This window comes from Methylobacterium isbiliense, assembly GCF_022179325.1.
Classification (GTDB): domain Bacteria; phylum Pseudomonadota; class Alphaproteobacteria; order Rhizobiales; family Beijerinckiaceae; genus Methylobacterium; species Methylobacterium isbiliense.
Genome location: NZ_BPQQ01000002.1, coordinates 102,945 through 121,530 on the forward strand (window position 1 = coordinate 102,945; position 18,586 = coordinate 121,530).

Annotated in this window: 20 protein-coding genes and 1 other RNA gene; 10 read left to right on the forward strand and 11 right to left on the reverse strand. The window is 72.9% G+C overall.

Features of this window, described 5'->3' with window-relative positions; translation table 11 throughout:
• Window positions 1-3 precede the first annotated feature (3 nt).
• From deoC to MFF61_RS00920, 4 genes are all read right to left on the reverse strand, one after another.
• A complete protein-coding gene (gene deoC, locus MFF61_RS00905) occupies window positions 4-750 on the reverse strand; it encodes a deoxyribose-phosphate aldolase (protein WP_238233277.1) in 747 nt (248 codons plus the stop codon).
• Window positions 750-1,568 carry a purine-nucleoside phosphorylase gene (locus MFF61_RS00910; RefSeq protein ID WP_238233227.1) on the reverse strand — a complete coding sequence of 273 codons (819 nt, stop codon included), beginning with the start codon at window positions 1,566-1,568 and terminating at the stop codon, window positions 750-752. The genes deoC and MFF61_RS00910 overlap by 1 nt, the downstream gene beginning before the upstream one ends.
• The gene (locus tag MFF61_RS00915; protein ID WP_238233228.1) at window positions 1,565-1,969 is read right to left on the reverse strand and encodes a cytidine deaminase; all 405 of its coding nucleotides are present in this window, start codon (window positions 1,967-1,969) and stop codon (window positions 1,565-1,567) included. Before MFF61_RS00915 ends, MFF61_RS00910 begins: the two co-directional genes overlap by 4 nt.
• Window positions 1,970-2,076: 107 nt before the next feature.
• Window positions 2,077-2,517, reverse strand: a complete 441-nt coding sequence (locus MFF61_RS00920; protein ID WP_238233229.1) for a low affinity iron permease family protein — start codon at window positions 2,515-2,517, stop codon at window positions 2,077-2,079.
• A gap of 281 nt (window positions 2,518-2,798) precedes the next feature.
• Between MFF61_RS00920 and mgtE the strand changes: the two genes are divergently transcribed.
• Complete coding sequence (mgtE, locus tag MFF61_RS00925) at window positions 2,799-4,169, forward strand: magnesium transporter (protein WP_238233230.1); 1,371 nt, start codon at window positions 2,799-2,801, stop codon at window positions 4,167-4,169.
• A gap of 19 nt (window positions 4,170-4,188) precedes the next feature.
• Here the strand turns inward: mgtE and MFF61_RS00930 are convergent, their stop codons facing one another.
• Complete coding sequence (locus MFF61_RS00930; protein ID WP_238233231.1) at window positions 4,189-4,734, reverse strand: CoA-binding protein; 546 nt, start codon at window positions 4,732-4,734, stop codon at window positions 4,189-4,191.
• 79 nt (window positions 4,735-4,813) lie between these two features.
• Window positions 4,814-4,984 (reverse strand): hypothetical protein, encoded by a 171-nt coding sequence (locus MFF61_RS00935; protein WP_238233232.1) that lies wholly within the window; start codon window positions 4,982-4,984, stop codon window positions 4,814-4,816.
• A 127-nt stretch (window positions 4,985-5,111) separates the two neighbouring features.
• On the opposite strand from MFF61_RS00935, the gene rnpB reads away from it, so the two are divergent.
• The 7 genes from rnpB to mraY all read left to right on the forward strand — a co-directional run bounded on the left by rnpB (window position 5,112) and on the right by mraY (window position 13,567).
• An RNA gene (rnpB, locus tag MFF61_RS00940) (RNase P RNA component class A) lies at window positions 5,112-5,521 on the forward strand.
• 354 nt (window positions 5,522-5,875) lie between these two features.
• Window positions 5,876-6,907 (forward strand): 16S rRNA (cytosine(1402)-N(4))-methyltransferase RsmH, encoded by a 1,032-nt coding sequence (gene rsmH / locus MFF61_RS00945; RefSeq protein ID WP_238233233.1) that lies wholly within the window; start codon window positions 5,876-5,878, stop codon window positions 6,905-6,907.
• Entirely contained in the window at window positions 6,904-7,335 is a 432-nt protein-coding gene (gene ftsL, locus MFF61_RS00950; RefSeq protein WP_238233234.1) for a cell division protein FtsL, read from the forward strand. The genes rsmH and ftsL overlap by 4 nt, the downstream gene beginning before the upstream one ends.
• Window positions 7,336-7,371: 36 nt before the next feature.
• A complete protein-coding gene (locus tag MFF61_RS00955; protein ID WP_238233278.1) occupies window positions 7,372-9,120 on the forward strand; it encodes a peptidoglycan D,D-transpeptidase FtsI family protein in 1,749 nt (582 codons plus the stop codon).
• A 331-nt stretch (window positions 9,121-9,451) separates the two neighbouring features.
• Window positions 9,452-10,927 (forward strand): UDP-N-acetylmuramoyl-L-alanyl-D-glutamate--2,6-diaminopimelate ligase, encoded by a 1,476-nt coding sequence (locus tag MFF61_RS00960; RefSeq protein ID WP_238233235.1) that lies wholly within the window; start codon window positions 9,452-9,454, stop codon window positions 10,925-10,927.
• A complete protein-coding gene (locus tag MFF61_RS00965) occupies window positions 10,924-12,378 on the forward strand; it encodes a UDP-N-acetylmuramoylalanyl-D-glutamyl-2,6-diaminopimelate--D-alanyl-D-alanine ligase (RefSeq protein WP_238233236.1) in 1,455 nt (484 codons plus the stop codon). The genes MFF61_RS00960 and MFF61_RS00965 overlap by 4 nt, the downstream gene beginning before the upstream one ends.
• 103 nt (window positions 12,379-12,481) lie before the next feature.
• Window positions 12,482-13,567, forward strand: a complete 1,086-nt coding sequence (gene mraY, locus MFF61_RS00970; RefSeq protein ID WP_238233237.1) for a phospho-N-acetylmuramoyl-pentapeptide-transferase — start codon at window positions 12,482-12,484, stop codon at window positions 13,565-13,567.
• Window positions 13,568-13,629: 62 nt separating this feature from the next.
• Here the strand turns inward: mraY and MFF61_RS00975 are convergent, their stop codons facing one another.
• Window positions 13,630-15,063, reverse strand: coding sequence for a DegQ family serine endoprotease (locus MFF61_RS00975; protein WP_238233238.1), 1,434 nt, complete (start codon window positions 15,061-15,063; stop codon window positions 13,630-13,632).
• A 197-nt stretch (window positions 15,064-15,260) separates the two neighbouring features.
• Between MFF61_RS00975 and MFF61_RS00980 the strand changes: the two genes are divergently transcribed.
• Window positions 15,261-15,443, forward strand: a complete 183-nt coding sequence (locus MFF61_RS00980; RefSeq protein WP_238233239.1) for a hypothetical protein — start codon at window positions 15,261-15,263, stop codon at window positions 15,441-15,443.
• 106 nt (window positions 15,444-15,549) lie between these two features.
• On the opposite strand, the gene rpsI is transcribed toward MFF61_RS00980, so the two are convergent.
• The 3 genes from rpsI to MFF61_RS00995 all read right to left on the reverse strand — a co-directional run bounded on the left by rpsI (window position 15,550) and on the right by MFF61_RS00995 (window position 17,117).
• Window positions 15,550-16,038, reverse strand: a complete 489-nt coding sequence (gene rpsI, locus MFF61_RS00985) for a 30S ribosomal protein S9 (RefSeq protein ID WP_238233240.1) — start codon at window positions 16,036-16,038, stop codon at window positions 15,550-15,552.
• Window position 16,039: 1 nt separating this feature from the next.
• Entirely contained in the window at window positions 16,040-16,501 is a 462-nt protein-coding gene (gene rplM / locus MFF61_RS00990) for a 50S ribosomal protein L13 (protein ID WP_238233241.1), read from the reverse strand.
• Window positions 16,502-16,685: 184 nt separating this feature from the next.
• Window positions 16,686-17,117, reverse strand: coding sequence for a PaaI family thioesterase (locus tag MFF61_RS00995; RefSeq protein ID WP_238233242.1), 432 nt, complete (start codon window positions 17,115-17,117; stop codon window positions 16,686-16,688).
• A 94-nt stretch (window positions 17,118-17,211) separates the two neighbouring features.
• On the opposite strand from MFF61_RS00995, the gene MFF61_RS01000 reads away from it, so the two are divergent.
• On the forward strand, window positions 17,212-17,988 hold the full coding sequence (locus MFF61_RS01000) for an enoyl-CoA hydratase (RefSeq protein ID WP_238233243.1): 777 nt from the start codon (window positions 17,212-17,214) through the stop codon (window positions 17,986-17,988).
• Window positions 17,989-17,991: 3 nt separating this feature from the next.
• Here MFF61_RS01000 and MFF61_RS01005 read toward each other — a convergent pair whose 3' ends face one another.
• Entirely contained in the window at window positions 17,992-18,432 is a 441-nt protein-coding gene (locus MFF61_RS01005; protein WP_238233244.1) for a VOC family protein, read from the reverse strand.
• Window positions 18,433-18,586 lie beyond the last annotated feature (154 nt).

Consider the following 18,586-nt stretch of genomic DNA (forward strand, 5'->3'; position numbering starts at 1 on the left):
GCCTCACCCCTCCCCGGCCAGCGCCGACGACAGCGCGTCGTGCAGGCTGCTGGCCCCCAGCCGAAACGTGCGGGCCGAGACCCAGCCCGGCCCCATGACGCGGTCGGCGAGCGCCAGGTAGGTGGCGGCATCCTCCACCCGCCGCAAGCCGCCCGACACCTTGAGCCCCGCACCCGACCCCGCGGCCCGGATCGCCTCCAGCATCGCGCGCGCGGCGTCCGGGGTCGCCGAGACCGGGCTCTTGCCCGTCGAGGTCTTGAGAAAATCGGCGCCCGCGTCGAGACCGAGCCGGCTCGCCCGGTCGATCAGCGCCGGATCGCCGAGTTCTCCCGTCTCCAGAATCAGCTTGAGGCTGCGCCCGCCGGTCACGCAGCGGCGCACGCCCGCCACCATCGCGCGGGCGGCGGCCTCGTCGCCGCGCATCAGCGCCCGGTAGGGCAGCACGAGGTCGATCTCGCCCGCGCCGTCCGCCAGCGCCGCCTCCGTGGCCGCCACCGTGCCGGCGACGTCCTCGCCGCCCTGCGGGAAGTTGACCACCGTGGCGATGCGCACCGGCGTGCCGGCGAGGAGCCCGGCGGCGGCGCGCACGAAGCGGGGCCAGACGCACACGGCCGCCACCGGTCCGCCCGGCGCCAGAGCCTTCGTGCAGAGGGCCGCGATCGCCGGCTCGCCGCAGGTCTCCGAGAGGTCGGTGAGGTCGAGGAGCGGCAGGGCGCGGCGCGCCACGGCGCGGGCCTTGCCGGGCGGGATCACGACAGGTCCTCCAGCCACGCGGTGAGGAGGCGCACCACGTCCCCGGCGGCCGCGGCGGCGACCCGCTTCGTCTCGGCATGGCTCGGCGCCCCGCCGGTGAAGCCCGCCGCGTAGTTCGTGACCAGCGAGAGGGCGGCGACGCGCAGGGAGAAGAACCGGGCCAGGATCACCTCCGGCACCGTCGACATGCCGACGAGGTCGGCGCCCAGCCGGCCGGCCATGCGGATCTCCGCCGGCGTCTCGAAGCTCGGGCCGGCGAACCACGCATAGACCCCCTCGTGCAGCCGCAGCCCCGCCACCGCCGCGGCGCGCCGCAGACCCGCCCGCAGGGCCGGATCGTAGGCGTCCACCATCGGCACGAAGCGGCCGTCGGCGGGCTCGCCGATCAGCGGGTTCATGCCTGCGAGATTCAGGTGGTCGGTGATGAGCGCGAGGCTGCCCGGCCCCGCCTCGGCCAGGAGCGAGCCGGCCGCGTTGGTGAGGAGGAGCGGCGGCGCGCCCAAAGCCGCCACCAGCCCCAGCGGAATCCGCATGGCGCCGGCCTCGCCGCGCTCGTAGGGGTGGGTGCGCCCCTGGAACAGCAGCACCTCGCGCCCGGCGAGGCGGCCGGCTACGAGCCGCCCGGCATGACCGGTGACGCCCGAGACGGGGCAATGCGGGATCTCCGCATAGGCGAGGTGGCGCGGCGCCGCCAGGGCCTCCGCGAGCGGCCCGAGCCCGGTGCCGGCCACGACCGCGAGCGCGAAGGGACCGCCGAAGCCCCGCGCCCGCAGGACGGCGGCGGCCTCGGCGAGGCGGGGATCGTCCGCGCTCACCCGGGCAGACCCAGAGTGTCGGGGCCGAAGGAATCCGGCAGCAGGGTGCCGAGGGTGAAGCTCCTCCGCACGCCCTCCGGCCCCGCGACGTGCACCGGCGTGTCGGGGCTCGCGAATTCCCGGATGCGCTGGCGGCAGGCGCCGCAGGGCGTCACCAGCGCCTCACCCTCGCCCAGCACCAGGATCGCCGCGATGCGCCGGCCGCCCCCCGCCACCATCGCGGCGATGGCGCCCGCCTCCGCGCAGGTGCCGACCGGATAGGCGGCGTTCTCGACGTTGCAGCCCGCATGGACCGCCCCGGTCTCGTCCCGCACGGCGGCGCCGACCCTGAAGCGCGAATAGGGCGCGTGCGCCCGCGCCTGAGCGGTGCGGGCGGCGGCCAGCAGCATCTCGATCGTCATGCGGGGATCGTCATCGGGAGGAAGCGGCGCGGACCATCCCCGATGATTGCCCGCGGGACGGGGCGGCTGTCGAGTCCCCGGTACCGGCGGAGGCGCGATCGTTGCGCCTAATGCCCGGCGGCCTCCGCCGCCGCGCGGGCCGCCCTGAGGTTGGCCGCCTCCTCGGCGGCATCCGCGGCCTCGCTCGCCCGGAAGCTGCGCGCCCGCGCCTCGCAGCGCGCGCGCAGGCCGTCCAGTTCCTCCTCGGTCAGATGCTCGATGCCGATATAGGTGTTCTGCGCCGCGCTCGCGCGGATCAGCTCATCGAGCTTGGCCTGGATCGCCGCGCCGTCGCGGTTCTGGGTGTTCTGGATCAGGAACACCATCAGGAAGGTCACGATGGTCGTCCCGGTGTTGATGATGAGCTGCCACGTGTCCGAGAAGCCGAACAGCGGGCCGCTGACGGCCCAGGCCACGATGACCATGAGGCTGATCGCGAAGGTGGCGGGCTTGCCGGCCGCCCGGGCGACCGCCGCCGAGAAGGCGGTGAAGGTGCGGGCGATCGCCATCGAGAGCCTCCTGCGGCCGCCCGGCGCGGCCTGTCGCGGACGTTGACGAAATCGTCAGTCGCCCGGTCGGTTCCGCCCTTGACGCAGGCCGCGCCCGGGCGCATCGAGCCCCGGCACGCGGCCTTCGCGCCGCAGCAATCCCAACCCGGATCCTCCATGCCGAGCGACAGTCACAGTCGACCGCCGTTCCAGCCCGCCTGCTGACCGCTCCCCGGGACCTCGCGCCCGCGCCAGCGCTCACCCCGGCCGGCCGGAACGGCAGGCCGTCAGGAAGGTGAGCCATGATCGAGACCCCGACCCTCGGCGCCCCCGTCGAGCCCGCGGCACTGGCCGCGCGCCTCGCCGACGAGAGCGCCCCCGACATCGTCGAAGCCCTCAACGGGGAGGCCCCCGAGGTGGCGGCGGCCATCCTGCTCGGCCTGCCGCACGACCGGGCCGTCGAGGTGCTCGACCAGCCCGAGCTGGACTGCGCCGCCGACATCATCGAGATGCTGCCGCGCGACCGCGTCGCCTCCTACCTCTCGGCCATGTCGGCCGACCGGGCCACCGACCTCATCCGCGAGATCGAGGAGCCGGGCCGCTCGGACCTGCGCGCGCGCCTCGACGCCGAGACCCGCGGCGCCGTCGACCGGCTGATCGGCTACCCGGAGGAGAGCGTCGGTTCGCTGATGACGACGGAGTTCGTCTCGGTCCCGACCACCTGGACGGTGCGCCAGACACTGGAGCACATCCGCGAGGTCGAGCGCACCCGCGAGACGGTCTACTCGATCTTCGTGCTCGATCCGCGCACCCGGGCGCTCGCCAAGGCGGTGCCGCTGCGCCGCCTGCTCTCGGGCGATCCCGACGACCTGATCCTGTCGGTGGCGCCGGCCCGCCGGCCGATCGTGCTGACGGCGGATGCCGGCCGCGACGAGGCCGCGCGCCTGATCTCCAAGTACGACCTCCTGGCCATCCCGGTCGTCGACGAATCGAGCCACGTCATCGGCATCGTCACGGTGGACGACGTCATCGACGCCATGGTCCAGCGCCAGACCGAGCAGGTGCAGCGCTTCGGCGGCGTGGAGGCCCTGGACGAGCCCTACATGGACATCTCGTTCTGGGAGATGATCCGCAAGCGGGCGGGCTGGCTCTGCGTGCTGTTCCTGTCCGAGATGCTCACCGCGAGCGCCATGCAGGGCTTCGAGGGCGAGCTGGAGAAGGCGATCGTGCTGACGCTCTTCATCCCGCTGATCATGAGTTCGGGCGGCAATTCCGGCTCGCAGGCGACCTCGCTGCTGATCCGCGCGCTCGCGCTGCATCAGGTGCGCCTGCGCGACTGGTGGCGGGTGGCGCTGCGCGAGATTCCCGCCGGCATCACGCTGGGGGCTATCCTCGGGACGATCGGAATCGTGCGGATCGTCATCTGGCAGAAGACCGGCCTGTACGATTACGGCGAGCACTGGATGCTGGTGGCGGCGACCGTCGGCACCGCGCTGATCGGCATCGTGCTGTTCGGCTCGCTTGCCGGCTCGATGCTGCCGTTCCTGCTCCAGCGCCTCGGCTTCGACCCGGCCACCGCCTCGGCCCCGTTCGTCGCCACGCTCGTCGACGTCTCGGGGCTGGTGATCTACTTCACGGTCGCGCTGGTGATCCTGCGGGGCACGCTGCTGTAGGCCCCGTCGGTCGGGCGCGTCAGCGCTCCTCGATCGTGAGCTTCTGGAACCCTTTCGGCGCCAGCTTCGGCCGCTTGGCGCTCAGGATCCGGGAATTCACGCCGGTCCAGCCGATCTCCCCCGAGAGTCGCCCGTACTCGATCTTCGGGCAGCGGTTCATCACCACGGTGACGCCGCGCGCCTCCGCCCTGGCGGCGGCCGCGTCGTTGCGCACGCCGAGCTGCATCCAGATCACCTCCGGCAGCGGGTCGAGGGCCAGCGCCTCGTCCACGAGGGGCCCGGCCGCCTCGGAATTGCGGAAGATCTCGACCATGTCGACCGGGCGGCCGAGATCGGCGAGGCGCCCGACCACTTGCTTGCCCAGCAGCGCCTGCCCGGCGAGGCCCGGATTGACCGGGATCACGTCGTAGCCGCGCTCGATGAGGTACTTGGTGACGATCCAGCTCGGCCGGGCCGGGTTGGCCGAGGCGCCGACGAGCGCGATCGCGCGCACCCGCCGCAGCAGGGCGCGCAGCGCGGCATCGTCGTAGCGGTCGTGGCGGGCGGGGTCGAAGGCGTCGGTCATCGGCGGCTCGCGGCGTGGGACCGGCTCCTTCGCACGGGAGCGCGCGCCGACGCCAGTCCCCCGGCTGCGGGCGCCCGCCTCACCCCTTGGCGGAGGGCGTGATGCCGAGTTCGGCGAGCTTGGCGTGCACGGCGGTGACCGGGCGCTTCAGCTTCAGGCTCATCACCTCCGGCGACACGCCCTCGCGGGCCATCGCCCGCAGCTGCTGCACGGTCTCGAAGGTCCAACCGGCCTCGGCGGTCTCGCTCATGGCGTCCCTCCTTCGTTGCGGCCGCGGCTCGCGGCGGCCCGGATCCCGGCAGTTAGGGATCGGATCGGCGCCGGCAACCCGTCGGCGGCGCTTGACGGCGCGCGCCCCGCGTCGCACATCGCCGCCATCAGCCGGCCGGGCGGCCGCTCCGCGTCCCGCGCGGGGAGGAAAGTCCGGGCTCCATGGAGAGACGGTGCCGGATAACATCCGGCGGGGGCGACCCCAGGGACAGTGCCACAGAGAACAGACCGCCGCCGGGCTCGCGCCCGCCGCGGCAAGGGTGAAACGGTGCGGTAAGAGCGCACCGCGGACGCGGCAACGCGGACGGCACGGCAAACCCCACCGGGAGCAAAACCGAATAGGGGCGACACGGGCGGGCCGAAAGGCCCGCGCAGGCCCGATCTCCAGGCCCGTCGCCCGGGTTGGTTGCTCGAGGCGGCCGGCAACGGCCGTCCCAGAGGAATGGCCGCCACGTCCGGGGGATCCTCGCGGATCGCCCGGGCCCTACAGAACCCGGCTTACAGGCCGGCTGATACCCTCATCCTCTCCGCCGCCAGCGAACGGGGCCGCAAGGCTTCGTTAACGTTGCTGACGTCTGATCGGGACCGGCGTGGGCGCGTGCGTCCCGCGCCCGCGCGTTGACGCTCCCGGAGGCCCATGTTAGCCCGAGTCACCCCGTCCGCGGCGCCTTCCGAACCGCCGGCTGCAACCTGTGCGCGCAGGATGGCTCGCCGTGCGACGCCTGCCGGAGCGGGAATGGCGGCGCCGCGGCGCCCAGACCGGCCGAACTCGCGGCCCGTTCGGAGTGCGGGGATCCATGCACCGTCACGTGTACGACCGCGCCGCCTCTGCGTGGCCCGTTCATCCGTTGTCGTCTCCGGGGGCTGTGCGATGAGCGCGGGCGAGGGCGCTTCGCCCGTCCCCCATATCCCGGTGCTGCTCGACGAGGTCGCCGCGGCCCTGCGCCTCGGCGAGGTGGCGGGCGTGTTCGTGGACGGCACCTTCGGGGCCGGCGGTTACACGCGCGCGATCCTCGACGCCGATCCGCAGAACCGCGTGATCGCCATCGACCGCGACCCCACCGCCATCGCGGCGGGCCGTGCGCTCGCCGGCGCGATGGACGGCCGCCTCGTGCTGGTCGAGGGCCGGTTCGGCGACCTCGACGCGCTGGCGGCGGACCGGGGCTGCCCCGCCGTCGATGCGGTGGTGCTCGATGTCGGCGTGTCCTCGATGCAGCTCGACCGCGCCGAGCGCGGCTTCTCGTTCCGCCACGACGGCCCGCTCGACATGCGCATGGGGGCGGAGGGGCCGAGCGCCGCCGACCTCGTCAACGAGGCCTCCGAGGCCGAACTCGCCGACATCATCTACCTGTACGGCGAGGAACGCCGGTCGCGGGCGGTGGCGCGCGCGATCCTGGAGGCGCGCCGCCGGGCGCCGATCACCCGTACGGCGGCGCTGGCCGACCTCGTCGCGGGCGTGGTGCGGGCCGAACCCGGCAGCGGCATCCATCCGGCGACCCGCACCTTCCAGGCCCTGCGCATCGCCGTGAACGACGAACTCGGCGAGTTGCAGCGGGCGCTGCACGCGGCGGAGCGCATCCTGCGCCCGGGCGGGCGGCTCGTGGTCGTGACCTTCCACTCGCTGGAAGACCGCATCGTCAAGCAGTTCCTCTCGGCCCGCAGCGGCCGGGCCGTGTCGGCCTCGCGCCACGTGCCGATGGCGGCCAAGCCCGTGCCGCGCAGCTTCACCCTCGTCACCAAGGGGCCGGTCGGCCCGGGCGAGGCGGAGGCCGCCCGCAACCCGCGGGCGCGCTCGGCGAAGCTGCGGGCGGGCGAGCGCACCGACGCGCCTGTGCCCGAACCCCTGGCCTCGCTCGAAGCGCTGGCCGCCCTCCCCTCCCGCGACCGCGGAGGCCGCCGGTGATCCGCCTCCTGCATCTCGCCGCCATCGCGGGGCTGATCGCCTCGGCCATCTACGCCTACTCGATCAAGTACGACACGCTCTACCAGGCCGAGCAGGTCGCCAAGCTGAAGACCCGCCTGCGCAAGGAGCGCGAGGCGATCGCGGTGCTGCGCGCCGAGTGGCAGCTCCTGACGCGGCCCGACCGGCTCCAGGCGGCGGTCGACAAGTACCTGACCCTGGAGGCGAGCGGCGCGGGCCATCTCGGGCGCTTCGCCGACCTGCCGGCCCGCGCGGACCGGGGGGACGAGATCGCCCGCAAGCTCGAGAGCCTGGGCCTGTTCGCCACCGCGACCCCGGGCGCCCGGGAGCGCGCGGCCTCGACCCCCGGCCGCGACGAGCCCCGCACCACCGGATCCACGTCCACCCGCACGCCGACGGCGACGAGGTAACCTGCCGTGTCCGACGCAACTCCCGATCCGGCCCCGATCACCGCCGAGGCGAGCGCCGCACCGGCGCGCGCGGGCGGCCTCCCGGCCGTGCTGCGGGCGATGTTCCGCTTCGCCGTGGAGCGCAGCGCCGCCCGCGTCGGCCTCGTCGGCCTCGTCTTCTGCACGGTCTTCGCGGTCATCGCGGGGCGCCTCGTGACGATGGCGCTGTTCCCCGACGATCCGACCGGCACCGCGCAGCGCGCGGCGGCCGGCGCCTCGACGGCGATCCGGCCCGACATCGTCGACCGCAACGGCGAGATCCTGGCCACCGACATCCGCACGGTGTCGCTCTTCGCCGAGCCGAAGAACATCTACGACAAGGACGAGGCGGTCGAACTCCTCACCGCCGTGCTGCCGGGCCTCAACGCCCGCGAGCTGCGCGAGAAGCTGAGCAGCAAGAAGGGCTTCGTCTGGGTCAAGCGCGAGATCACGCCCAAGCAGCAGGCCGAGGTGCACCGGCTCGGCATCCCGGGCATCGGCTTCCTTCCCGACCACAAGCGGGTCTATCCGAACGGCGTCGCGGCCGCCCACGTGCTGGGATTCGCCAACCTCGACAACGTCGGCATCGCCGGCATCGAGAAGTACATCGACAAGTCCGGCCTCAAGGACCTCAACAGCCTGGGCTTCATCCAGCGCGCCGCCGACCTCGCCCCGGTGCGGCTCTCCCTCGACCTGCGCGCCCAGCACGCGGTGCGCGACGAGCTCGTCAAGGGCATGGAGCATTTCCGCGCCAAGGCCGCGGCCGGGCTGATCCTCGACGTCGTCACGGGCGAGGTGATCGCGCTGGTGTCGCTGCCGGATTTCGACCCGAACGAGCCCGCCGACGCGCTCCATCCCGACCGCATCAACCGAATGAACGTCGGCGTCTACGAGATGGGCTCGACCTTCAAGGCCGTCACCACCGCGATGGCGATCGACTCGGGCAAGTTCACCATCAACTCGACCTTCGACACGGCGGGCGGCGTGCTGCGCTACGGCCGCCAGGTCATCCACGAGTACCACGGCACCGGGCGCGTCCTGACCGTGCCGGAGGTGTTCATCCACTCCTCCAACATCGGCTCGGCCAAGATGGCGCTCGGCGTCGGCGTTCCGGGCCACAAGGCCTTCCTGAAGAAGATGGGCCTGCTCGACCGGATGCGCACCGAGCTGCCGGAGAGCGCCGAGCCGATCGTCCCGGCCCGCTGGAGCGAGATCAACACCATCACGATCGCCTTCGGCCACGGCCTCGCGGTGGCGCCGATCCAGGCGGCGGCGGCGGTGGCGGCGCTGGCCAACGGCGGCGAACTCGTCACCCCGACCTTCCTGAAGCGCTCGGAGGCGGAGGCGCACGAGAAGGGCGCCCGGGTGATCTCGCCCCAGACCAGCGAGGCGCTGCGCTTCATCATGCGGATGAACGCGGTCCACGGCTCGGCCAAGAAGTCGGCGATCCCCGGCTACTTCATCGGCGGCAAGACCGGCACCGCCGAGAAGGTGATCAACGGCCGCTACGCCAAGAACCGGCTGTTCACCACCTTCATGGCGATCTCGCCCGCCGACAAGCCGCGCTACCTCTTCCTGACCATCATGGACGAGCCGCAGCCCGCGCCCGAGACCTTCGGCTACGCCACGGCCGCCTGGAACTCCGGGACGATCACCGGCCGGATCATCGAGCGGGTCGGCCCGGTGCTGGGCATCCCGCCGCGCTTCGAGCCGCCGGAAAAGCCCTTCCCGCAGATGGTGAAGCTGGGCGCCTGGGGCACCCGATAGCGGCGGGCCTCGACCCTGGCGGCACGGGAGCCTAGGAGTACGACCGGAATCGAACGCGGAACGGGCGTGACGCGGGGGACCCCTCTCCCGGGTGGGAGAGGGGCAGGGGTGAGGGTGTGACGCTTCCGGTGACACGGTGAGCGTGGTGAGGGGAGCGGGACGGGTCCGGTTCAGCCACGAGCCTCCGTGCTGGCCCCGGGCCTCGTCGAGCCTTCCTGCGGCACCCTTCGGCACCCTCACCCCTCCCCCCACCCGGGAGAGGGGATCCCGCGCATCACTCGTCACCGTGTCACACTTCTGGCCGTCAGAAATGGCCGAGCAGGCGGAACGGATGCGCGCGACCGACACAGCCCCGACGCTGGGCACCCTGTTTCCCGAGGCGGCCGGCCCGGCCGCCGGGATCCCCGTGGCGGGTCTGACCGCCGACAGCCGCCGGGTCGGCCCGGGCTTCGTCTTCGTGGCGGTGCCGGGCACCAAGGCGGACGGCCGGCTCTTTGCGGCCCAGGCCGCCGCGGCCGGCGCGGTCGCGATGGCGGCCGAAGGCCCCCGCCCGGCCGCGCTGCCGGAGGCGGTGGCCTATCTCCCGGTGGAGGATGCCCGCCGCGCGCTCGCGCTCGCCGCCGCCCGCCTGCATCCGCACCAGCCCGGCACGGTGGTGGCCGTCACGGGCACCAGCGGCAAGAGCTCGGTCGCCGACTTCGTGCGCCAGATCGCGGCGCGGCTCGGACGGCGCTCGGCGAGCCTCGGCACCCTCGGCGTCGTGACGAGCGACGGCGCCGCCTACGGCTCGCTCACCACGCCCGACCCCGTCACCCTGCACGAGACCCTGGCGCGCCTCGCCGCGGACGGCATCACGGACCTGGCCATGGAGGCCTCCTCGCACGGCATCGAGCAGCGGCGCCTCGACGGCGTGCGGCTCGCGGCGGCGGGTTTCACCAATCTCGGCCACGACCACCTCGACTACCACCACACGCCGGAGGCGTACCTCGCCGCCAAGGCGCGCCTGTTCGAGACGCTGCTGCCCGAGGGCGCCACCGCCGTGGTGAACGCGGACGGCCCGCAGGCCGACCGGGTGCAGGCCGCGGTTCGCGCCCGCGGACTGCCGCTGATGACCACGGGCCGGGCGGGCGAGACCCTGCGCCTCGTGCAGGCCGAGACCCGCGGCTTCGCCCAGCACCTGACCGTCGCGGCCGAGGGACGCGACCACCGCGTCGCGCTGCCGCTCGTCGGCGCCTTCCAGGTGGAGAACGCCCTCGTGGCGGCGGCCCTGGTGCTCGCCACCGAGGCCGGGCGCGGACGCGCGGCCGAGGTGCTGGCGGCGCTGAGCGGCCTTGCCGGCGTACCGGGCCGGCTGGAGCGGGTCGGCACCGTCGACGGGGCGCTCTGCGTGGTGGATTACGCCCACAAGCCGGAGGCGCTGGCCGGGGTGCTCGCGGCGTTGCGGCCCTTCGCCCAGGGGCGCCTCGTCTGCGTGATGGGCTGCGGCGGCGACCGCGACCGGGCCAAGCGCCCGATGATGGGCCGCATCGCGGCGGAGGGCGCCGACCGCGTCATCGTGACCGACGACAATCCCCGCAGCGAGGACCCGGCCGCGATCCGGGCCGAGATCCTGGCCGCCGCGCCCGGTGCCGAGGAGATCGGCGACCGGGCCGAGGCGATCCGCGCGGCCGTGCGGGACCTGCGCGAGGGCGATGTGCTGGTGGTGGCCGGCAAAGGCCATGAAACCGGCCAGATCGTCGGCGACCGCACATGGCCGTTCTCGGACCGCGATGCGGTCCTGGCCGCGATCGAGGAGACGCGCGCATGACAGAGCCACTCTGGACCCTCGAGGCCGCCGCCGCCGCCATCGGCGCGCGCCTCGACGACGAGTCCCGGCCGCTCGGCGGACTGTCCATCGACACCCGCACCCTGAAGGTCGGCGACCTCTTCTTCGCCATCCGGGGCGAGGCCCGCGACGGCCACGACTTCGTGCGCGACGCGCTGGCGCGCGGGGCGGGCGCGGCCGTGGTGAGCGCCGCGCGGGCGCCCGATCTCGCCGGAGCCGGCCCGCTCCTGGTGGTGCCGGAGGCCGGGGACGATCCCGTCCTCGCCGCCATGCGGGCGCTCGCGGTCGCCGCCCGCGCCCGCAGCGCCGCCCGCATCGTCGCCGTCACGGGATCGGTCGGCAAGACCGGCACCAAGGAGGCGCTGCGCCACGTGCTGGCCGCGCAGGGGCCGACGCACGCTTCGGTCGCCTCCTACAACAACCATTGGGGCGTGCCCCTGACGCTGGGCCGCATGCCGGCCGCCAGCGCCTTCGGGGTGTTCGAGATCGGAATGAACCACGCGGGCGAGATCGCCCCGCTGACCCGGCTCGTGCGGCCCGAGATCGCCATCGTCACCACGATCGAGCCGGTGCACATCGAGCATTTCCGCTCGCTGTCGGGCATCGCCGACGCCAAGGGCGAGATCTTCGCCGGCCTGGAGCCGGGGGGCATCGCGATCCTCAACCGCGACAATCCGAGCTTCGAGCGCCTGAGCGCCCACGCGCTGGCCTCGCGGGCCGGGCGGGTCGTGAGCTTCGGCGAGCATCCGCAGGCCGACGTGCGGGCCGAGCGGATCGTGATGCGGCCCGACCTGTCGATCGTGGACGCGCAGGTGCAGGGCATTCCGGTCACCTACCAGCTCGGCACGCCGGGGCGCCACACGGCGCTCAACTCGCTCGCCGTGATGGCGGCGGTGCATGCGCTCGGCGCCGATCTCGCGCTCGCGGCCCTGTCGCTCGCGCAGCTGCGCCCGCCGGTGGGCCGCGGCGAGCGCACGGTGCTGCACTTGCCCGAGGGCGAGGCGCTCCTCGTCGACGAGAGCTACAACGCCAACCCGGCCTCGGTGCGCGCGGCCCTCGCGACGCTCGCCGGCATCGCGGTGGAGCCCCCGGGGCGGCGCATCGCCGTGCTCGGCGACATGCTGGAACTCGGTGCCGAGGCGGCGCGCCTTCACCGGGATCTCGCCGGGAGCGTGCGCGAGCACGGGATCGACCTCGTCCACACCGCCGGGCCGATGATGGCCGAGTTGTGGGCCGCCCTCCCCACCCCGCAGCGCGGCGTCTCGGCCCCGGCCTCGGCTGACCTCCTCGACGCGGTGGTCGCCGGGATCCGGCCGGGCGACGCCGTGATGGTCAAGGGCTCGAACAGCACCCGCATGGGCCGGATTGTCGAGGCCCTCAAAGCCCGCTACGGGGGCGCCGCCCCGGACCGTGCCGTCGGCCGGTCCGGGTAGCCCCCCGCCACGCCGGTTGCCGCCCGCGCGCCCGGAGCAGACCCACGCGGCGCCGCCAGCCTCCCTGGCCCGGCGCTCACCTCAGAGACGGGATGAGCCCCGGATGTTGTACCTCCTGTCCGAACTGAGCGGGGTGTTCTCGCCGCTCAACGTCTTCCGCTACATCACCTTCCGGACGGGCGGCGCGCTCTTCACGGCGGGGCTGTTCGTCTTTTGGTTCGGCCCCTGGATCATCTCGCTCCTGCGCCTGCGCCAGGGCAAGGGGCAGCCGATCCGCGAGGACGGGCCGCAGACTCATCTGCTCACCAAGCGCGGGACGCCGACGATGGGCGGGCTGATGATCCTGGCCGGGGTCATGGTGGCGGTGCTGCTCTGGGCCAACCCGCGCAATTCCTACGTCTGGATCACCGTGGTGGTGACGCTGGGCTTCGGCGCGATCGGCTTCTACGACGACTACCTCAAGGTGACGAAGCAGAGCCACAAGGGCTTTTCCGGCAAGTTCCGGCTCGGGCTCGAAGCGCTGATCGCCGTGGCGGCCTGCATCGCGGTGGCGGAGTACTCGGCGCCCGGCCTCGCCTACCGGCTGGCCTTCCCGGTCTTCAAGGAGGCGATCGTCAATCTGGGTATCTTCTGGGTCCTGTTCGCGAGCTTCGTGATCGTCGGCGCCGGCAACGCCGTGAACATCACGGACGGGCTCGACGGCCTCGCCATCGTGCCAGTGATGATCGCGGCGGCGACCTTCGGGATCATCGCCTACCTCGTCGGCAACGTGATCTACGCCTCCTACCTGCAGGTGAACTACGTCCCGGGCACCGGCGAACTCGCGGTGGTGTGCGGTGCCCTGATCGGGGCGGGCCTCGGCTTCCTGTGGTTCAACGCGCCGCCCGCGCAGATCTTCATGGGCGACACCGGCTCGCTGGCGCTCGGCGGCCTTCTCGGCACGGTGGCGGTCGCCACCAAGCACGAGATCGTGCTCGCGGTGGTGGGCGGCCTGTTCGTGCTGGAGATCGCCTCGGTGATCATCCAGGTCGCGTCGTTCAAGCTCACCGGCAAGCGGGTCTTCCGCATGGCGCCGATCCACCACCATTTCGAGCAGAAGGGCTGGAAGGAGCCGCAGGTGGTGATCCGGTTCTGGATCATCGCCGTGGTGCTGGCGCTGCTCGGCCTCGCGACGCTCAAGCTGCGCTGACGGCGCAAGCTTGCCTCCGCCGCGTCGATGGTCGCGTGGAGCTTGGGGGCCGGCTCCCGGCCTCAGCCGCCGAACACCGAGGTGAGCTGCTGGCCGTTGCGGTTGATCGTCACCTCCCAGGCGGGGACCGCAGTGCGGGTCGCCCGGTCGAGGTCGCGGGTGGTCGAGACCGGGACGCCGTTCACCGCCACGATCACGTCGCCCTTCTGCAGGCCGACCCGGTTGGCAAGGCTGCCGCCGTCCACCTCGGAGATCACCACCACGTCGCCCGAGGCGTCGATCTGCAGTTCCTCGGCGACCGCCGGCGAGGCGTTCACCGCGGTGGCGCCGAGGAAGGGCGAGCGGGTCTTCACCTTCAGGACGTCGCGCGGGCGGGTCTCGGGGGCGGGCGCGAGGCGCACCGGCAGGGTCGTGCGCGTCGCGCCGCGCAGCACCGTGAACTTGGTCTGGCCGGTGATGCCCTTGAGGGCGAAGCGGTAGCCGAACGCCTCCGGATCGTCGACCGGCTGGCCGTCGACGGTGAGGATCACGTCGCCGCGCTTCAGGCCGGCCTCCTCGGCCGGGCTCTTGGCCACCATGCCGGCCACCAGCACCCCGGTGGGATGGTCGAGGCCGACGCTCTCGGCGATGTCGGGGGTGACGTTCTGGAGGCGCGCGCCGAGCCAGGGCCGGCGCACCACGCGCCCGCCGCCCTTGGCGGTCTCCACCACCGCCCGCACCATGCTGGCGGGAATCGCGAAGCCGATGCCGTGGCTGCCGCCGGATTGCGAGAAGATCGCGGTGTTGATGCCGACGAGGCCGCCGTTGAGGTCGACCAGCGCGCCGCCCGAATTGCCCGGGTTGATGGCCGCATCCGTCTGGATGAAGAACTGGTAGTCGGCCGAGCCGACCTGCGTGCGCGCCAGCGCGGAGATGATGCCCTGCGTCACCGTCTGGCCGACGCCGAACGGGTTGCCGATGGCGATGACGAAGTCGCCGACCTGCAGCGCCTCGGAATCCCCGAACTCCATCGCCACGAGCCCGCCCGGCGCCTTGATGCGCAGCACCGCGAGGTCGGTGCGGGGGTCGCGCAGCACGATCTGCGCCTCGAACTCGCGCCGGTCGTTCAGCGCCACCCGCACCTCGTTCATGTTCTCGATGACGTGGTTGTTGGTGACGATCAGCCCCGATTCGTCGACGATGACGCCCGAGCCGAGGGAGCGCTGCGCGCGCTCCTGCGGCCGGCCGCCAGATCCCATCCCACCAGGCCCCGCATCGCCGAAGAAGCGGCGCAGGAACTCGTCCATCGCGCTGCGGTTGCCGGCGCGCTTCTCCACATGGGCGCCGTAGACGTTCACCACCGAGGGCGCGGCGCGACGCACCAGCGGCGCGAAGGAGAGCTGCACCTGCCCCCGGCTCTCGGGCAGCGCCCGGGTGGGCGGCGCCGGATCGGCGCTCGCGGCGACGGGGCCGAGGGCGAGCGCGGCGAGCAGCAGGAGGCGCAGGCGGTGGCGCATCGGTCGGGGCTCCAGGCGTATCAAATCGAGGGGCCGGCCGCGAACGCGCGGCGCGGGCCCGGATCCTCACCTATACAGCACTGCGCTGAAATGATGGCGCCGCGGCCGTGGGCCCCGCGTCCGAACCGCGGCGCCGGGCGGGCGTTGACCCTGCGGAGCCGCGCCCGGAGAGGCGCCCGCGAGCCAGGAGATCCGCCGTGAACCAGCCCACCGACAGGCCGAAGACCCACCCCGACCAGTCCGGCTCTCGCCAGGACGTGGCGGCGGGAGACAAGCACCTGCCCGACAACCGCCAGGACAAGCTCAACGAGCGCCTCGACGAGGGGCTGGAGGAAACCTTCCCGACCAGCGACCCCGTCTCCGTGAAGGTGACGAAGTAGGACGGCCTGCGCCCCTCCCGCGGCAGCGGCCCGGACACGACAAAGGGCGGATCCTCGCGGATCCGCCCTTCTCGGTCGATGGACTTGGTCGATCGGGCCGAAGCCGTCAGCGCTTCGAGAACTGGAAGCTGCGACGGGCCTTCTTGCGGCCGTACTTCTTGCGCTCCACGACGCGCGGGTCGCGGGTCAGGAAGCCCTCGCGCTTGAGCGGCGAGCGCAGGTCCGGCTCGTAATGGGTCAGCGCCTTGGCGAGCCCGTGGCGCACCGCGCCGGCTTGGCCCGAGAGGCCGCCGCCCGCCACCGTCACCACCACGTCGTACTGATCGACCCGGCCCGCGACGTGCAGCGGCTGCTGCAGGATCATGCGCAGCACGGGGCGCGCGAAGTAGGCCTCGACCGGACGGTCGTTGACCGTGATCGTGCCGGCGCCCGGCTTGATCCAGACGCGGGCGACCGCGTCCTTGCGCTTGCCGGTGGCGTAGGCCCGGCCCTGCGCGTCCAGCTTCTGGACGTGGACCGGCGCGTCGGACTCGCCCTGGGCGAGGCCGGCCTTGTTGGCTTGGCCGAGATCGGCGAGAGACTGAAGGGTCGCCATCTTACGCGCTCACGTTCTTGCGGTTGAGAGCGGCGACGTCGAGCGTCTCCGGCTGCTGGGCGGCGTGGGGATGCTCCGAGCCCTTGTAGACCCGCAGGTTGCCGAGGATCTTCCGGAAGAGCGGCCCGCGCGGCAGCATGCGCTCCACGGCCTTCTCGACCACCCGCTCGGGGAACCGGCCCTCGAGGATGAACTTCGCCGAGCGCTCCTTGATGCCGCCCGGATAGCCGGTGTGGTGGTAGTACACCTTCTGGTCGTACTTGCGGCCGGTGAACTTCACCTTGTCCGCATTGATGACGATGACGTTGTCGCCGCAATCGACGTGGGGCGTGTACTGGGCCTTGTGCTTGCCCCGCAGACGCATCGCGATGATCGACGCGAGACGGCCCACGACGAGGCCCTCGGCGTCGATGATCACCCACTTCTTCTCGACATCGGCGGGCTTCAGCGAAAAGGTCTTCATCGCGCTGGAATCCCGAGATCAATCCAAGAAACAGGACGCCGCCGCGCTGGTGGAGCGCAGCGGCGATGCGGGGGCTTCTACGCGAGGCGGCGCGCGCCGTCAATCACCCTCCGGCGCGCCGCGTCGGGAAAAACGCGAGGCCCGAGAATGGCTTCGCACTTGCGGTACTATGATACCGCACAATTCAGCGCGGCGGGATCGCGTAGGTTCCGGTGGCGTGGCAGACGAGGTCGTCCTCGCCCTCGCTGCGGATCAGCACCTCGCCGACCGCGAGCTGGCGCCCGAGCTTCATCAGCCGCGCCTCGCCGATCAGGTCGCGCCGGGCGGGCTTGCGCATGAAGTTGAACGAGAGGTTGGTGGTGACCGCGAGCGGGACGGGGCCGAGGCTCGCCAGCACCGCCACGTAGAGCGCGACGTCGGCCAGCCCCATCATGGCCGGGCCCGAGATGGTGCCGCCCGGCCGCAGGTGCCGCTCGTGATAGGGCAGGCGCATGGTCGCGCTGAGCGGACCGACCGCCTCCACCACCGGCCCGGGGCCGCCGTGATGGATCTGGGGAAACACCTCGTCGAGGAAGGCGGAGACCGCCTCGCGGCTCATCACGGGTTCGGGGGGCATCGGCTCCGGGTCCGTCGGGGAGAGGAAGCCCGCCTTGCAGCACGGCGCCGGCCGCCCGACAATGGGCCTCCCTCACGGAGCCTGCATGCCACCGATGGACGAACCCCTTCTCCTGCGCGAGGACCGCGACGGCGTTGCGACGCTGACCCTCAACCGCCCGCGGGCCCGCAACGCCCTCTCGGTCGGGCTGCTCGGTGCGCTCAGCGACGCCTTCGCCGGACTGGCGCAGGACGAGAGCGTGCGCGTCGTGGTGATCGCGGGAGCGGGGCCGGCCTTCTGCGCCGGCCACGACCTCAAGGAGATGACCGCCTTCCGCGCCGAGGCGGACCGGGGCGCGGCCCGCTTCGCCGCGCTGTTCGACCTCTGCTCGGCGGTGATGATGGCGATCCCCGCCCTGCCCCAGCCGGTGATCGCGGCGGTGGAGGGGGTGGCGACGGCGGCGGGCTGCCAGCTCGTCGCCTCCTGCGACCTCGCGGTGGCGGGCGAGGAGGCGCGCTTCGCGACCCCGGGGGTCCAGATCGGGCTCTTCTGCTCGACCCCCATGGTGGCGCTCTCGCGCAACCTCTCGCGCAAGGCCGCGATGGCCCTGCTGCTCACCGCCGAGATGGCCGACGCGGCCGAGGCGAAGGATCTCGGCCTCGTCAACCGGGTGGTGCGGGCCGGGACCGCGCTCGCCGAGGCGCAGGCGCTGGCCGCTTCCATCGCGGCGCGCAGCGCCTACACGGTGCGGGTCGGCAAGCGCGCCTTCTACGAGCAGATCGAGATGCCGCTTTCCGACGCCTACGCGCATGCCGGCCGGGTGATGACCGAGAACATGCTGGCCCGCGCCGCCGAGGAGGGCATCGGGGCCTTCCTCAGCCGCCGGGGGTGAGCCTCACCACGTCCCGGTATTCGGCATCGAGGCCCAGGGCTCCTGCGGCGCCTTGGCGCCCCCCTTCTGCAGGATCTCGATCGAGATGCCGTCCGGCGAGCGGATGAAGGCCATGTAGCCGTCCCGCGGCGGGCGGTTGATGGTGATGCCGGCCTGCTGCAGCTTGGCGCAAGTCGCGTAGATGTCGTCGACCTGATAGGCCAGATGCCCGAAGTTGCGCCCGCCCGCATACTCCTCGGGGTCCCAGTTGTAGGTGAGTTCGAGGAGCGGCGACTTGCTGTCCTGGGCCCGCGCGGCGTCGCCCGGTGCGGCCAGGAACACGAGGGTGAAGCGGCCCTTCTCGTTCTCGACCCGGCGCACCTCCTGCAGGCCGAACTTGGCGCAGTAGAAGTCGAGGGCGCGGTCGAGGTCGGCGACCCGGACCATCGTGTGCAGGTATTCCATCGTGGGGGCTCCTGAATGACGGGGCCTTAGATGGTTCGGGGACCGGACGGGTCAACGCGCGCCGCCCGCCGCGTTGCGCGGGGGCGTGGCCCGGCTACAAGGGAGGCGCGGCGCCGCTCGGCCGCCCCCGGCGGACCTGCCTCGGCGCGGCGGC

Excerpts from the sequence above, each read along its gene's own strand:
- MFF61_RS00965 (WP_238233236.1), top strand. The coding sequence starts at position 10,924 with ATGACAGAGCCACTCTGGACCCTCGAGGCCGCCGCCGCCGCCATCGGC.
- MFF61_RS01000 (WP_238233243.1), top strand. The coding sequence starts at position 17,212 with ATGGACGAACCCCTTCTCCTGCGCGAGGACCGCGACGGCGTTGCGACG.
- rplM (WP_238233241.1), bottom strand. The coding sequence starts at position 16,501 with ATGAAGACCTTTTCGCTGAAGCCCGCCGATGTCGAGAAGAAGTGGGTG.
- MFF61_RS00960 (WP_238233235.1), top strand. The coding sequence starts at position 9,452 with ATGCGCGCGACCGACACAGCCCCGACGCTGGGCACCCTGTTTCCCGAG.
- MFF61_RS00920 (WP_238233229.1), bottom strand. The coding sequence starts at position 2,517 with ATGGCGATCGCCCGCACCTTCACCGCCTTCTCGGCGGCGGTCGCCCGG.
- mraY (WP_238233237.1), top strand. The coding sequence starts at position 12,482 with ATGTTGTACCTCCTGTCCGAACTGAGCGGGGTGTTCTCGCCGCTCAAC.
- MFF61_RS00915 (WP_238233228.1), bottom strand. The coding sequence starts at position 1,969 with ATGACGATCGAGATGCTGCTGGCCGCCGCCCGCACCGCTCAGGCGCGG.
- MFF61_RS00935 (WP_238233232.1), bottom strand. The coding sequence starts at position 4,984 with ATGAGCGAGACCGCCGAGGCCGGTTGGACCTTCGAGACCGTGCAGCAG.
- MFF61_RS00995 (WP_238233242.1), bottom strand. The coding sequence starts at position 17,117 with ATGCCCCCCGAACCCGTGATGAGCCGCGAGGCGGTCTCCGCCTTCCTC.
- rpsI (WP_238233240.1), bottom strand. The coding sequence starts at position 16,038 with ATGGCGACCCTTCAGTCTCTCGCCGATCTCGGCCAAGCCAACAAGGCC.
- MFF61_RS01005 (WP_238233244.1), bottom strand. The coding sequence starts at position 18,432 with ATGGAATACCTGCACACGATGGTCCGGGTCGCCGACCTCGACCGCGCC.
- MFF61_RS00930 (WP_238233231.1), bottom strand. The coding sequence starts at position 4,734 with ATGACCGACGCCTTCGACCCCGCCCGCCACGACCGCTACGACGATGCC.
- mgtE (WP_238233230.1), top strand. The coding sequence starts at position 2,799 with ATGATCGAGACCCCGACCCTCGGCGCCCCCGTCGAGCCCGCGGCACTG.
- MFF61_RS00975 (WP_238233238.1), bottom strand. The coding sequence starts at position 15,063 with ATGCGCCACCGCCTGCGCCTCCTGCTGCTCGCCGCGCTCGCCCTCGGC.
- rsmH (WP_238233233.1), top strand. The coding sequence starts at position 5,876 with ATGAGCGCGGGCGAGGGCGCTTCGCCCGTCCCCCATATCCCGGTGCTG.